Source organism: Variovorax sp. P5_A3, assembly GCF_056400665.1.
The window spans coordinates 415,170-427,271 of sequence record NZ_JBFUKW010000002.1; the positions used below are offsets into that span (position 1 = coordinate 415,170).

A 12,102-nucleotide genomic window follows, 5' to 3' on the forward strand; every position below is an offset into this window, starting at 1 on the left:
ATGGAAAGCCGAATCCTGGACCTGCCCTTCGAGCCTGCGGCACTGCACGGTCTGTCCGAGAAGTTGCTTCGCAGCCATCACCAGGACAACTACGGCAGCGCGGTCAAGCGCCTCAGGCTGCCGGTCGAGCGCTGGAATCCCAAGGGAGTGACATCATGAAATGGGTCACCCGCGAACGCCCGAAAATTGACCGTATTGCCTGCCCGTGGCTCATTGCACGGTTCATCGACAAGGACCCCGAGTTCCTCTACGTCCCGCCATCCGAAGTGCGCGCGGTGGCAGAGATGACCGGTGCAGTGCCTTACGACATACCAGGCGTCGAAATGAGCCATGTCGGAGAGTTGTGCAGCTTCGATGCGTTCCTATCGAAGTACAAGTTGACCGACCCTGCTCTCGCGCAACTGGCGGCCATCGTTCGAGGCGCCGACACCTCTCGCTTGGACCTGACGCCTCAGTCGCCGGGCCTGTACGCCATGTCGCTCGGGTTGTCTCAGGTGTTCTGTGACGACCACGAGATGCTGGGCCACGGCCTTGTGATGTACGACGCCCTCTATGCGTGGTGCAAGAACTGCCAAGGTGAGACGCACGCCTGGCCGCCAAGCATGTGAAGCCAGGCGCCCTGCGGCGCTCGATCCCGATGTTCGCGACACCCTGCTATTCGGTAGTCGTGGTGAGCCAGAGCGGCGCCGATGGCCCGCACGCCGCGTCGTGGCGGGAGGCATCGAGTGGTCGTGCGTGGCCAATGGGTCATTGCCGCTCCGGGTTGTTGGTCGAGTTCTGTATCGCCCGGGGGCGACTCCCGCGACCAATGTGGGGCAGCGCCGGAACCTCCGCAAGACGCACCCGTAACTTACTTGAGCGCCTCCGTGTAGCGCCGCTGCATCTCGTCGGTCGGCACGTCCTCGATGCTGTGGCCCACGTTCCAGCGGTGCCCGAAGGGGTCGAAGAACGAGCCTGAACGCTCACCGTAGAACTGGTCCTGCGCGGCCATGTGGAGCGTGGCGCCGGCCTTCAGGGCGCGCTCGATCACCGCGTCGGCATCGTCGACGTGCAGATGCAGCGTGACGGGCGTGGCGCCGATCGTCTTCGCGCCGCGGATGCCGTATTCCGGAAACTCGTCGCAGAGCATCAGCGTCGTGGTTCCAAAGTCGAGTTCGGCATGCCCGATGCGACCGCTGGGCTCGGTCAGCCTGAACTTCTCCTTGGCGCCGAACACCTCGCCATAGAAGCCGATGGCGGCTGCCGTGTCGTGTACGCAGAGATAGGGGAAGAGCTCGTGGATGGTCATTGAAGCGTCCTCATGAAAAGGTCCGAAGGCAATTCTGGCCTCTGCGCGGCGAACGTATTGAATGAATTTGACCGTGCCTTGCGCTCGCACGGGCATGGCTCGGGTTGGCACTTCACGCTGCAGAATGCGGCCTTGGTCCACCACCGGCTCGTCGACGTGACCTCCCTCCGTTTCGCGGCGTTCATCAGCTATCGGCATATCGAGCCGGACCGGGGCGTGGCGCGCTGGCTGCACGGCGCCCTGGAGACTTATCGCCCGCCGCCGACGGTGGGAGTCGCCGGAATTCCGCCGAGGCTCGGACGCGTCTTCCGGGACGAGGAGGAACTCGCCGCATCGCCCGACCTGAGCGAGCGCATCCAGCAGGCGTTGAACGACAGCGATGCCCTGATCGTCATCTGTTCCCCGCGCACCCCGGGTTCGCAATGGGTGAACGCGGAGATCGAACGCTTTCGTGCCCTGGGCAAGGAGGACCGGCTATTCGCGCTCCTGGTGGAGGGCACGCCCGAGGAGTCGTTTCCTCCTGCGCTGGCCTCGTTGGGGCGAGAGCCGCTCGCCGCGGACCTGCGGCTACGCGCCGGCGAATCGCAGCGTTCCCAGCGGCACACGGCGCTCCTGAAGCTGTTGGCCGGGCTGCTGAAGGTGGACTTCGACGCGCTGCGTCGCCGTGACGAGGAGCGGCGCCGCCGTCGCCTGGTCGCTCTCGCGGCGTCCGCGAGCGTCCTGGCCGCCGTCTTGGCGGGGCTCGTGGTCTTCGCCGGACTTCAATGGCGGCGCGCCGAGGATGAACTCGAGCTGGCTCAGGCCCGGCGCCTGGCGACGCTGGCGCAGATGGCGCTCACGGAGTCCCGCCGCGGGCCGGGCTGCGCGGTCTGCCCAGACTCGAACCGTGCGCCGTTGCTCGCGCTGGAGTCGCTTCGATTGCGACCCACCGTCGAAGCGGAAGCGGTCCTGCGGCAGTCGGTCTGGGACCGCCCCGGCCAGTCCTTGCCGATCGACGAGGAGGTGGAGCTCTCCAGCCTGCGCATCGACGACACCGGCAAGCTCGCGCTCGATCAACGCGCGAGCGTGGACAGCGTGTCGCCACAGCCCGATGACGTGCTGGCGACGACGCGCGACGGAAGCCTCGTTGCGCGAAGCGGGGAAGCCTTGGCGGAAGGGGCTGCGCGCGAGGCCGTGGCGATCCAGACGGCGTCGGGACGCGTGGTGCATCTGCTGCCGCATGAATGGGTGGTGGGGCAGGCCGGCTTCAGCGACGACGGCCGATGGCTCGTCACGCTCACCGGCCGCGTGAGTGCCGATGCGCAGGACCCCTCGGCCACGGCCTTGCCGGGTAGCGCGGTTCGTGTGTGGGACGTGGCGCAGGGAACGCTTGTCACCGAAGTGTCCTGGGCAGCATCAGGAGGCCTCGACCATGCCGCGTTCTCGCCATCGGGGCGTTGGCTGGCAACGATCGTGAGGGAGCCGTCCGTCGATGCCGACACGCCTTCCGGCCGTCGCGCGCTCGCGTGGCCTGTGCCGCCCGATTTGCTCCGCGAGCTGGCGTGCGCAGGTCTCGAGCGCAACCTTTCGGAATCCGAGTGGCAGGCTTTCATGCCGCGCGGGCCGTGGCACGAGACGTGTCGGGGGCTGCCCAAGAGCAGTGAGTGAAGGGTAGATGGTCCTACGACGAACGGGCGTTCATTGGCTCCTCCGTCCGCTTGAGGATGGCGCGATGCGGCGCCGGGCGCTATCGTCCATTTAGGGAAACGGCGCCGTCATGGCACCAGCGAACTCATGGAATTCTGCACATGTCCAAATCCAACGTGTTCATCAGCTATCGACGCACGGATGCCAGGAATGCGGTCCGAGGGCTGTACTTTCAATTGCGGCTTCGCTTTGGCTCGGGACAGGTCTTCATGGACGTGTCGTCGATCAAGCCGGGGGATGTCTGGCCGGAACGCTTGAAACGCGCGGTAAACAAGTCGACGGTGGTTCTCGTGGTGGTCGGGCCGGACTGGTTGAAGTCGGCCGATCAATTCGGGCGTCGAAGACTTGATTCGCCCGACGATTGGGTTCGTATCGAGATCGAAGCGGCGCTCGACGAAGGTAAGAACGTCATTCCGCTGTTGATTGGCGGCGAGCAGGAGCTTCCACCGGTCGAAGCACTTCCGCCGAGCTTGACTCGTCTGCACCAACATCAGCATTTCGTGCTAAGCGACAACAACTGGGAAGGCGAAGTTTCGAATCTGGCAAGCATGTTGATCGACTGTCATGGCTTGCGGCCACTCGATCAAGACGTCGTGTTTCCGATCCCCGAAGTGAAGGTTCCACCGCTGACGGAGGACGAACTGGACCAGGCATTGCTTGCCTTGCCCGGCTGGGAGCCAGTGGAAAGTGCGATTCCGAGGGACTATCCCCGCACGAGGCAAGAACTGCGGCGAGGCTATCGGTTTGACAAGTTCAAGAGCGCGATCGAGTTCCTGCAGTCGCTGGTTGCCCCGCTCAACGAGCTCAAGCACCATCCCCGAATCGAGAATCAGTGGCGGACCGTGTTTATTCACTTCACGACGTGGGACATCGGAAACAAGATCTCGCGGCTTGACGTGAAAGCAGCCGCTGTCGTGGATCAACTGTACGAGCAGCGCAAACGCGAGGTGGGCACCTCTGCTGGCCCGGCGCCGTGAGGAACGCCGATGGCAAGACCGTCAGACGCGGACATGATTCGACGAACCGGGCGAAGCCCTGCGATACGTTTCTGGCGTCATGCCGGCGATCTCCAGGAAGTCGCGATTGAAGTGCGGCTGGTCGCTGTAGCCTGACCGGAGCGCGAGATCGACCCAGGACATAGCGCCGGAGGCGGATTCCGCCTCCATCACGCGCTGGAAGCGAAGGACGCGTTTCAGCCGCGTGGGTGCCAGTCCGGCCGCGTCCCTGAACAGCGCAAAGAGCCGAAGCGGCGGACCCGACAGCCGGAACACGAGATGCAGTCGCCCGTCGCCAGGCCGATCCGGTCGACTAGCATGGAGGCCATGCGAAAGCCCATCACCGACCTGATCCACCATCCGTACAGCCCCCCCGTGAACTTCGCGGCGCCCCAGCGCGGCGTGTACAAGGCTTCCACCGTGTTCTTCGCCGACGTCGCCGCGATGCGCGCACGCGACTGGAAGACCAAGGCCGGCTACACCTACGGCCTGCACGGGACGCCGACGACCTTCACCCTCGAAGAGCGCCTCGCCACGCTGGAGGGCGGCACCGAATGCCTGCTCGTGCCCAGCGGGCTCGCGGCGATATCGCTGGTGTCCTTCGCTCTGCTCAAGGTTGGGGACGAAGTGCTGATCCCCGACAACGCCTATGGTCCCAACAAGGCGCTGGCGAATGGGGAGTTGGCGAATTTCGGCATCACCCACCGCCTCTACGACGCCATGAATCCGGCGGACCTTGCCGCCAAGCTATCGGACCGGACCAAGCTGGTGTGGGTCGAAGCCGCCGGTTCCGTCACGATGGAATTCCCGGACCTGCCGGCGCTGGTCGCCGTCTGCCGCGCGCGTGGCGTGATCACCGCGCTCGACAACACCTGGGGGGCGGGACTGGCCTTCGCGCCCTTCGATTTCAACGGCAGCGGGCAGGGGGTCGACGTCTCCATCCACGCGCTCACCAAGTACCCGAGCGGCGGCGGCGACGTGCTGATGGGCAGCGTGGTCACACGCGACGAGCGCCTGCATCGTGCGATCAAGCTCACGCACATGCGCATGGGTTTCGGCATCGGCGTCGGCGACGTCGAAACCCTCCTGCGTTCGCTGCCCAGCATCGAGTTGCGCTACCAGGCCCATGACCGCAGCGCGCGCGAACTCGCTCGCTGGCTCGAAGGGCGCGCGGAGATCGCGCAGGTGCTGCATCCCGCGCTGGAAGGCTCGCCTGGCCATGCGCACTGGCTGCGGCTTTGCGGCGCCAGCGATCTCGCCGCGGGGCTGTTCTCCGTGGTGTTCGACGACCGCTACGGCACTGAACAGGTCGACCGGTTTTGCGACAGCCTGGAACTTTTCCGGCTCGGTTATTCGTGGGGCGGGCCGATCAGCCTGGTGGTGCCTTACGACATCGGCCTGATGCGCGACGCCAGCGTCGCCAGGTGGCCCTACAAGGGTACGCTGGTGCGGTTTTCGATCGGTCTGGAGGACGTCGAGGACCTGCGCGCCGACCTCGAACAGGCTCTCGCGGCACTCTGAGAGCGGGCGGTTATCGCGTACAGTCTGATCACGTGCAGTCACCCTGACTGCCTCGCCCGAAGGAGAAGCAGTGGCAACACCAAATTACGGCTACGAAAAGCGCCAGAAGGAACTGGCCAAGAAGAAGAAGAAGGAAGACAAGCTGAGGGAAAAAGCCAACCGCAAGCTCATGCCCAGCAGCGACGGGCTCGCCCCTGGCGATCCGGAAGACGACGTGGCCTCGCTGGAACGCGACCCGCCGACTGTCCCGGAGCTGCCGACGAAAAACGGCTGAGCCGTTCCAGCATCAGATCAAGCAAAAGCCGCCGCGGGCTTCGGGCCTGCGGCGGCTTTTTGCTTGGGCCATCGCCCGGCGTCTCAGTTGGGCAGCAGCTTGCGCAGTGCCGGCCACACGTTGTCGAGCATGCGCGGCTGCGCAGCTGCGGTTGGATGGATCCGGTCCGCCTGGAAGAGCATCGCCGCATCCGGACTGTCGGCCACGCCCTTGAGCAGGAAGGGCACCACCGGCGCCTTGGTCACACTCGCCACCTTGGCGAAGATCGCCTCGAAGCGCCGCGTGTAGTCGCTGCCGTAGTTCGGCGGCACCTGGATGCCGACGATCAGCACCTGCGCGCCGGCAGCCTGGGCGGCCTTGGTCATCTGCAGCAGGTTGTCCTCGGTGCCGGCGAGCGGCAGGCCGCGCAGCGCGTCGTTCGCGCCCAGTTCGAGCACGACGTGCGTCGGCTGATGCTGAGCGAGCAGGCCGGGCAGGCGCGCCCGGCCTCCGGCCGTGGTGTCGCCGCTGATGCTGGCGTTGATGACCGTGGCCGCGACCTTCTGGTCGCCCAGTCGCTTGTCCAGAAGAGGCACCCAGCCTTCGCCGCGCTTGAGGCCGTATTCGGCCGACAGCGAGTCGCCGACGATCAGGATGACCGGCTTTCTGGCGGTCGCGGCCTGGGCCTGCGCGGCGATCCATGAACCGCCGCTGCCGGCCAGCGCGCCGCACAAGATAAAGTGACGTCGATTCACCACGCGAAACCTTTCAATGTCCTCAATCCAATCCGATGGCCGATCCGAACCCATTGTTGCCGTCGAGCATGTCTTCAAGTCCGTCACGGACTCCACCGGAACGCTGGACATTCTGCAAGACATCGATTTCACGCTGGGCGCGAAGGAGACTGCTGCCATCGTCGGTGCATCAGGGTCGGGGAAGAGCACGCTGCTGTCGATCGTCGCCGGGCTGGACACGCCCACCCGCGGCACCGTGAAGCTTGCCGGCGAGGACCTGTTCGCCATCGACGAAGACGAGCGTGCGGCCCTGCGCGCACAGAAGGTCGGCTTCGTGTTCCAGAGTTTCCAGCTGCTCGGCAACCTGAGCGCGCTCGAGAACGTGATGCTGCCACTCGAACTGGCCGACCGCAAGGACGCCCGCAAGGCCGCGACCGAGATGCTCGGTCGCGTCGGGCTGGGGCAGCGTCTCGGGCACTACCCCAAGGTGTTGTCGGGCGGCGAACAGCAGCGAGTGGCGCTGGCGAGGGCTTTTGTCGTACAACCCGCGTTGTTGCTGGCCGACGAGCCTACAGGCAGTCTCGACTTTGCAACGGGCGAGCAGGTGATGAAACTGATGTTCGATCTCAACCGCGAGTTGGGCACGACGCTGGTGCTCGTCACGCATGACCGCGGCATCGCCGAACGATGCGAGCGGCGGATCACGATCGAGGCTGGCCGCGTGGCGCTCGACGGACACGGTGCCTGAGCGCACTTCGAACGGCGGGCCGTCCGGGCGGCCTCCACGCATAGCAAGGGAGATTGCCGTGCCGAGACCGCGAAACCCTGACGACGACGAGGACGACACCGCCTTCGGCGGCCTGGCGCCTCGAAGCGGGCCGGGGCGCAGCAAGATCGCGGAACCTCGCCGCAGCGGCAGCGCCAAATGGCTGGCGATCGCGGGCGTGGCTCTCCTGGTCGTGCTGGTCCTGCTCTACGTCACCGGGCGGCTCTGACGTCGGTCATGCAGGCCGGGGGCTCGATAATCCCCCGATGTCTTCCCCCAAAGTGATCTTCGGCTTCCACGCCGTGGGCGTGCGTATCAAGACCGCGCCGAAATCGGTGATCGAGGTGCTCTTCGATGCCAGCCGGCGCGACGCGCGCATGCGCCAGTTCATCGCCCGTGCGCAGGAGGCCGGCGTCCGCCTGATCGAGGCCGACGGCCTGCGCCTCGCCAAGCTCGCGGGCAGCCATGGGCACCAGGGCGTGGCGGCACGCGTGGAGCCCATTCCCCAGACCCATTCGCTCGACGAACTGCTTGAAGGACTGGAGGCCGCCGGCACCATGCCACTGCTGCTGGTGCTCGATGGGGTGACCGATCCGCACAACCTCGGCGCGTGCCTGCGGGTGGCCGACGGCGCAGGCGCACACGCTGTGATCGCGCCCAAGGACCACGCGGCCGGCATCAACGCCACGGTGGCCAAGGTCGCGAGCGGGGCGGCCGAGACGGTGCCGTACTTCATGGTGACCAATCTCGCGCGCACGCTCGGCGAACTGAAGGAACGCAACATCTGGTGCGTGGGCACCAGCGACGATGCGCCCGGCACGCTCTACCAATGCGACCTGAAGCGTCCGCTCGCGCTGGTGCTCGGCGCCGAGGGCGAGGGCATGCGGCAGCTCACGCGCAAGACCTGCGACGAACTGGTGAGCATCCCTATGGCGGGTGCGGTGGAAAGCTTGAACGTTTCAGTGGCGAGCGGCGTCTGCCTTTACGAGGCCATGCGTCAGCGGGGATGACGCTCACGTATAACCCGCATCCATCGACGCCGCGGCTCCGGCTGCCGGCCGGTGCCTGCGATGCGCACGTCCACGTGTTCGGCCCGGCCGAGCGGTTTCCGTTCGCGGAGGGCCGGAGCTTCACGCCGGCGGATGCGCCCAAGGAAACGTTGTTCGCGCTGCACCGCCAGATGGGCATCGAGCGTTGCGTGATCGTCCAGTCGCTGTGCCATGGCCTGGACAACCGCGTGGTCGAAGACGCGATCGCGGCGGGTGGCGGCAACTACCTGGGCGTGGCGCTCCTGCCGCTCCATGTTGCCGATGAAGAGCTTTCGAGGCTGGCCTCGAGGGGATTCAGGGGTGTGCGATTCAACTTCACCGGCGCGCCGGGTGTGGCCTTCGATATCGACGGTGTGGTTGCGTTCTCTCGCCGGCTCGCGCCGCTCAGGATGCACTTGCAGGCGCATTTCGAGCGCGGCCTGATCCATTCGCTGGCAGCGCCGCTCGCGCAGAGCGCCGTCCCGGTGGTCATCGACCACATGGCGCGCGTCGACGCATCGGCCGGGACGAAGCACCCGGACTTCATCGCGCTGCATGCGCTGATGAAGAATCCGCTGTTCCGCGTGAAGGTCAGCGGGATCGACCGCATTTCGAGTGGGCCCGGCTATGCCGACGGGATCGAGATCGCGCGCACGCTGGTGCAGGATTTTCCGGACCGCTGTTTCTGGGGCACCGACTGGCCGCACCCATTGCACGACCATGTGCCGGACGACGGCGAACTGGTCGATGCGCTGGCGCAGATCGCGCCCGATGCTGCGTTGCGCGAGCAACTGCTGGTGAGCAACCCGCAGGACTTCTACCGGTTCGGCGCCTAGAGCAGGGCGAAAAAACGCATCACCACCTGCGCAGGGTGACGCACCCCCACTCCGACGAACATGCGCTCGCCGATCCATCGCAAGGAGCGCGAGGAGGTTTCGAAACGTGGATTGCAGCGGAAGTAGATCTGTGACGGATCGACCGGCTCGCCGCGCAACAGCTTCGCCATTGCTTCCGCCGGCGCCGCGCGGACCGCGTGGTTCTGCACGTAGATGAGGTCTCCCGCGTCGGTCTCGAGTCCGTAGCGGGCATCCAACTCCGAAAGGGTGTCGCTCACGATCAGTTGGAAGTCGGTCCCGCCTGGGAGAACTCTCGCGGTCCACCCGTTTCCCTGGACCTTGCCACCGGTGATCGGCACGAGCCTACGCATGCCGCGTGGCCCCTGGCTGAGCACCTGGGGCGCGCCGACTTCGACCTGGAGATCGGCGAAGTAGTCGAGGGAGGGTGGGGCGAGCGGGTCGTTGGCAGTCATCTGCTGAGCGTAACGCCGCTGGTGCCGCGGGGGATACGCTCGATCAGGATGGGTCCTTGCCGCGCGTACGACTCACGGCGCTGAAGATCCCGATGCCCAGCACGATCAGCGTCCCGATGCCGATGTAGAGCGTCGGTACACCCGCGACGGACGCGCCCCAGATGAGGCCGGCCAGGAAGATCAGGAACCCGACCATGTAGAGGGCAAAAGACATGTTCTCTCTCCGATGCTGCGAATCGAGCCAGTCTGCACGGCCCGGGTCGCCGTCGCGGCGGTCTGGGCCGCCAATGCGTGTCGGAGCGAGCCTACCGTTGGTCGGTGGCCTCGTCGCTCGCCGCATCGAGGGCGGCGATGGTCTCGGGGGCCAGCTTGAGCGTGGCGGCGGCGAGCAACTCTTCGAGTTGCTTCATCGACGTCGCGCTGGCGATGGGCGCCGTGATGGAGGGGCGCGCCACCTGCCACGCGATGGCGACCTGGCCGGGCGTGACGCCATGCGCCTTGGCGGCCGCATCCAGCGCGTCGAGGATGCGAAGACCGCGCGGGTTCAGGTACTTCTTCGTCGTGTTTGCGCCGCGCGCGCTTTTCGCCGCATCCGCCTCGGTCCGGTACTTGCCCGTGAGAAAGCCGGCCGCGAGCGCGTAGAAGTTGATGACGCCGATCCCGCGTTCGACGCACAGCGGCTCGAGATCCTTCTCGAACACCGCGCGGTCGTACAGGTTGTAGAGCGGCTGAAGGCTCTCGTAGCGCGGCAAGCCCTGCTTCTCCGCCACATCCAGCGCCTCGGCCAATCGGGGTGCGCTGAAATTCGATGCGCCGATCGCCCGTACTTTGCCGGCCTTGATCAATGCGGCGAAGGCTTCGGCCGTGTCCGACAGCGGCGTCTCGGTATCGTCGTCATGCGATTGGTAGAGGTCGATGTGGTCGGTCTTCAGGCGCTTGAGCGAGGCGTCGACGGCCTCGCGGATGTAGGCAGGGGAGAGTCCCTTCTTGCCTTCGCCCATCGGCTTGCCGAGCTTGGTCGCGAGGACGACGCGATTGCGCTTGCCGGTCTGCCGGAGCCATTTGCCGATGATGGTCTCGGATTCACCTCCGCTGTGGCCGGGCACCCAGCTCGAATAGACGTCCGCCGTGTCGACGAAGTTGAAGCCTGCGTCGAGCCAGGCATCCAGCAGCCGGAACGAGAGCGCCTCGTCGACGGTCCAGCCGAAGACGTTGCCGCCGAAGGCGAGGGGTGAAACTTGCAGGCCGGAGCGGCCGAGGGGACGAAACTGCATGAATTGATTCCTCGAAAGGTCAGACAAAGCCCAGTGCGCCGAGCAGGGCGCCGGCGCCGAGCAGCCACAGCAGATGGATGCGGGTACGCCAGACGATAAACGCCGAGACGCTGGTCAGCAGCCAGAGGTGCCATGCGGGCGCGTCGCCGGAGTGGTTTCCCGAAGCCAGCACCCAGCCGGTCGCGATCAGCAGGCCGACCACGACCGGCGCCATGCCCTGCTTGAAAGCGCGCACCCCGCGCCGCTCGCGGTTGCGATGGCCCCAGCGGGTCGCGAAGTAGGTGAGGGTGGTGCTGGGCAGCATGATGCCGACCATGGTGGTGGCCAGGCCGAGCAGCCCCAGCAGCCAGGCATGCAGGCCGGCGCCGATGCCGCCACCCGCGTTGAGTCCGACGTTCCAGCCCATCAGTGCCACGAAAAGCACGTTGGGCCCGGGTGCCGCCTGGGCGATCGCGACCGACGAGCTGAACTGTGCGTCCGTCAGCCAGTTGTGCTGCGCCACCAGGTAGCGGTGCATGTCGGGCACGGTGGTGATGGCGCCGCTGATCGACAGCAGGGAGAGCATGAGGTACTGCGCGAAGAGGGCCAGCCAGTCGTGCCAGTGCATCACGATCGTCATGCGCGGAGCTTTCGCCAGGTCCAGGCGCAGGTGATGCCGCCGACGGCCAGCAGCACCCATCCGAGGGGGATGCGCGCAAAGGCGATGGCCGTGAACACGAGCGCCACGGTGCCGAGGCAGACGCCGAAGCCCAGCGGATGCTTGCGCAGCGCCGGGATGAGCTTGATGCCGGTGGCAGCGATCAGGCCGCCCGCAACCGCACCCATGCCGCGGAGCGCGCCGGCCACCTGCGGATTGCCGGCGTAGTGGGCGTAGAGCACGGCCAGCGTCAGGATCACGCCGAGCGGCACGGTCAGCATGCCGGCCACCGCGCAAATGGCGCCGCGCAGGCCGAAGTAGCGATCGCCGATCATCAGTGCGAGGTTGACCACGTTCGGCCCCGGCAGCACCTGGGCCACGGCCCAGTCCTCGAGGAACTGATCGGGCGTCAGCCAGCGCTTCTTCTCGACCATTTCGCGCTGCACGACAGCGAGCACGCCGCCGAAGCCTTGCAACGCAAGCCAGGTGAATGAAACGAACAGGTCGCGCGGGGACTGGGGCTGCGGTCGGTCGGGCGCCGTTGCCGCACTGGGAGGGGGCGGATGCATTGCGGACGATTATCGTAGGCAAGTCGCGAGGGCGTCGCAGCG

Annotated in this window: 18 protein-coding genes; 10 read left to right on the forward strand and 8 right to left on the reverse strand. The window is 66.3% G+C overall.

Translation table 11 applies throughout. The annotated features are described in order from the left end of the window. Positions 1-159: a hypothetical protein gene (locus AC1D3B_RS04125; protein ID WP_478189380.1), complete on the forward strand. Its 159-nt coding sequence runs from the start codon at positions 1-3 to the stop codon at positions 157-159. Beyond that, positions 156-608 (forward strand): chromate resistance protein ChrB domain-containing protein, encoded by a 453-nt coding sequence (locus AC1D3B_RS04130; protein ID WP_478189381.1) that lies wholly within the window; start codon positions 156-158, stop codon positions 606-608. The genes AC1D3B_RS04125 and AC1D3B_RS04130 overlap by 4 nt, the downstream gene beginning before the upstream one ends. 242 nt (positions 609-850) lie before the next feature. Here AC1D3B_RS04130 and AC1D3B_RS04135 read toward each other — a convergent pair whose 3' ends face one another. Then, positions 851-1,288 (reverse strand): VOC family protein, encoded by a 438-nt coding sequence (locus AC1D3B_RS04135; RefSeq protein ID WP_478189382.1) that lies wholly within the window; start codon positions 1,286-1,288, stop codon positions 851-853. A 57-nt stretch (positions 1,289-1,345) separates the two neighbouring features. Between AC1D3B_RS04135 and AC1D3B_RS04140 the strand changes: the two genes are divergently transcribed. Both AC1D3B_RS04140 and AC1D3B_RS04145 read left to right on the forward strand, forming a co-directional pair. Then, the gene (locus AC1D3B_RS04140) at positions 1,346-2,935 is read left to right on the forward strand and encodes a TIR domain-containing protein (RefSeq protein ID WP_478189383.1); all 1,590 of its coding nucleotides are present in this window, start codon (positions 1,346-1,348) and stop codon (positions 2,933-2,935) included. A gap of 140 nt (positions 2,936-3,075) precedes the next feature. Next, the gene (locus AC1D3B_RS04145) at positions 3,076-3,951 is read left to right on the forward strand and encodes a 4a-hydroxytetrahydrobiopterin dehydratase (protein WP_478189384.1); all 876 of its coding nucleotides are present in this window, start codon (positions 3,076-3,078) and stop codon (positions 3,949-3,951) included. Positions 3,952-3,972: 21 nt separating this feature from the next. Here the strand turns inward: AC1D3B_RS04145 and AC1D3B_RS04150 are convergent, their stop codons facing one another. Then, positions 3,973-4,245, reverse strand: a complete 273-nt coding sequence (locus AC1D3B_RS04150; protein WP_478189385.1) for a helix-turn-helix domain-containing protein — start codon at positions 4,243-4,245, stop codon at positions 3,973-3,975. 51 nt (positions 4,246-4,296) lie between these two features. On the opposite strand from AC1D3B_RS04150, the gene AC1D3B_RS04155 reads away from it, so the two are divergent. Next, the gene (locus AC1D3B_RS04155; RefSeq protein ID WP_478189386.1) at positions 4,297-5,490 is read left to right on the forward strand and encodes a PLP-dependent transferase; all 1,194 of its coding nucleotides are present in this window, start codon (positions 4,297-4,299) and stop codon (positions 5,488-5,490) included. Positions 5,491-5,560: 70 nt separating this feature from the next. Next, positions 5,561-5,764: a hypothetical protein gene (locus AC1D3B_RS04160; protein WP_478189387.1), complete on the forward strand. Its 204-nt coding sequence runs from the start codon at positions 5,561-5,563 to the stop codon at positions 5,762-5,764. Positions 5,765-5,847: 83 nt separating this feature from the next. Here AC1D3B_RS04160 and AC1D3B_RS04165 read toward each other — a convergent pair whose 3' ends face one another. Further along, a complete protein-coding gene (locus AC1D3B_RS04165; RefSeq protein WP_478189388.1) occupies positions 5,848-6,552 on the reverse strand; it encodes an arylesterase in 705 nt (234 codons plus the stop codon). Between AC1D3B_RS04165 and AC1D3B_RS04170 the strand changes: the two genes are divergently transcribed. From AC1D3B_RS04170 to AC1D3B_RS04185, 4 genes are read left to right on the forward strand one after another with little or no spacing between them, the layout of a single operon-like run. Next, the gene (locus tag AC1D3B_RS04170) at positions 6,515-7,225 is read left to right on the forward strand and encodes an ABC transporter ATP-binding protein (protein WP_478189389.1); all 711 of its coding nucleotides are present in this window, start codon (positions 6,515-6,517) and stop codon (positions 7,223-7,225) included. The genes AC1D3B_RS04165 and AC1D3B_RS04170 overlap by 38 nt on opposite strands. Positions 7,226-7,283: 58 nt before the next feature. Beyond that, positions 7,284-7,472: a hypothetical protein gene (locus AC1D3B_RS04175; RefSeq protein ID WP_478189390.1), complete on the forward strand. Its 189-nt coding sequence runs from the start codon at positions 7,284-7,286 to the stop codon at positions 7,470-7,472. A gap of 37 nt (positions 7,473-7,509) precedes the next feature. Beyond that, positions 7,510-8,253 carry a 23S rRNA (guanosine(2251)-2'-O)-methyltransferase RlmB gene (gene rlmB, locus AC1D3B_RS04180; RefSeq protein ID WP_478189391.1) on the forward strand — a complete coding sequence of 248 codons (744 nt, stop codon included), beginning with the start codon at positions 7,510-7,512 and terminating at the stop codon, positions 8,251-8,253. Next, positions 8,250-9,107 carry an amidohydrolase family protein gene (locus AC1D3B_RS04185; RefSeq protein ID WP_478189392.1) on the forward strand — a complete coding sequence of 286 codons (858 nt, stop codon included), beginning with the start codon at positions 8,250-8,252 and terminating at the stop codon, positions 9,105-9,107. Before rlmB ends, AC1D3B_RS04185 begins: the two co-directional genes overlap by 4 nt. Here the strand turns inward: AC1D3B_RS04185 and AC1D3B_RS04190 are convergent. The 5 genes from AC1D3B_RS04190 to AC1D3B_RS04210 form a co-directional block, all read right to left on the reverse strand. Further along, the gene (locus AC1D3B_RS04190; RefSeq protein WP_478189393.1) at positions 9,104-9,580 is read right to left on the reverse strand and encodes a DUF3237 domain-containing protein; all 477 of its coding nucleotides are present in this window, start codon (positions 9,578-9,580) and stop codon (positions 9,104-9,106) included. The genes AC1D3B_RS04185 and AC1D3B_RS04190 overlap by 4 nt on opposite strands. 43 nt (positions 9,581-9,623) lie before the next feature. Then, positions 9,624-9,794, reverse strand: coding sequence for a hypothetical protein (locus tag AC1D3B_RS04195; protein ID WP_478189394.1), 171 nt, complete (start codon positions 9,792-9,794; stop codon positions 9,624-9,626). Between the two features lie 91 nt (positions 9,795-9,885). After that, entirely contained in the window at positions 9,886-10,854 is a 969-nt protein-coding gene (locus AC1D3B_RS04200) for an aldo/keto reductase (RefSeq protein ID WP_478189395.1), read from the reverse strand. A gap of 19 nt (positions 10,855-10,873) precedes the next feature. Continuing rightward, positions 10,874-11,473, reverse strand: coding sequence for a chromate transporter (locus tag AC1D3B_RS04205; protein WP_478189396.1), 600 nt, complete (start codon positions 11,471-11,473; stop codon positions 10,874-10,876). After that, entirely contained in the window at positions 11,470-12,060 is a 591-nt protein-coding gene (locus tag AC1D3B_RS04210; protein ID WP_478189397.1) for a chromate transporter, read from the reverse strand. Before AC1D3B_RS04210 ends, AC1D3B_RS04205 begins: the two co-directional genes overlap by 4 nt. Positions 12,061-12,102 lie beyond the last annotated feature (42 nt).

What these genes read in the sequence shown, in the direction of transcription:
- AC1D3B_RS04125 (WP_478189380.1), top strand. Translation starts at nt 1, where the DNA reads ATGGAAAGCCGAATCCTGGACCTGCCCTTCGAGCCTGCGGCACTGCAC.
- AC1D3B_RS04130 (WP_478189381.1), top strand. Translation starts at nt 156, where the DNA reads ATGAAATGGGTCACCCGCGAACGCCCGAAAATTGACCGTATTGCCTGC.
- AC1D3B_RS04135 (WP_478189382.1), bottom strand. Translation starts at nt 1,288, where the DNA reads ATGACCATCCACGAGCTCTTCCCCTATCTCTGCGTACACGACACGGCA.
- AC1D3B_RS04145 (WP_478189384.1), top strand. Translation starts at nt 3,076, where the DNA reads ATGTCCAAATCCAACGTGTTCATCAGCTATCGACGCACGGATGCCAGG.
- AC1D3B_RS04155 (WP_478189386.1), top strand. Translation starts at nt 4,297, where the DNA reads ATGCGAAAGCCCATCACCGACCTGATCCACCATCCGTACAGCCCCCCC.
- AC1D3B_RS04170 (WP_478189389.1), top strand. Translation starts at nt 6,515, where the DNA reads ATGTCCTCAATCCAATCCGATGGCCGATCCGAACCCATTGTTGCCGTC.
- AC1D3B_RS04165 (WP_478189388.1), bottom strand. Translation starts at nt 6,552, where the DNA reads ATGGGTTCGGATCGGCCATCGGATTGGATTGAGGACATTGAAAGGTTT.
- rlmB (WP_478189391.1), top strand. Translation starts at nt 7,510, where the DNA reads ATGTCTTCCCCCAAAGTGATCTTCGGCTTCCACGCCGTGGGCGTGCGT.
- AC1D3B_RS04185 (WP_478189392.1), top strand. Translation starts at nt 8,250, where the DNA reads ATGACGCTCACGTATAACCCGCATCCATCGACGCCGCGGCTCCGGCTG.
- AC1D3B_RS04190 (WP_478189393.1), bottom strand. Translation starts at nt 9,580, where the DNA reads ATGACTGCCAACGACCCGCTCGCCCCACCCTCCCTCGACTACTTCGCC.
- AC1D3B_RS04195 (WP_478189394.1), bottom strand. Translation starts at nt 9,794, where the DNA reads ATGTCTTTTGCCCTCTACATGGTCGGGTTCCTGATCTTCCTGGCCGGC.
- AC1D3B_RS04200 (WP_478189395.1), bottom strand. Translation starts at nt 10,854, where the DNA reads ATGCAGTTTCGTCCCCTCGGCCGCTCCGGCCTGCAAGTTTCACCCCTC.
- AC1D3B_RS04205 (WP_478189396.1), bottom strand. Translation starts at nt 11,473, where the DNA reads ATGACGATCGTGATGCACTGGCACGACTGGCTGGCCCTCTTCGCGCAG.
- AC1D3B_RS04210 (WP_478189397.1), bottom strand. Translation starts at nt 12,060, where the DNA reads ATGCATCCGCCCCCTCCCAGTGCGGCAACGGCGCCCGACCGACCGCAG.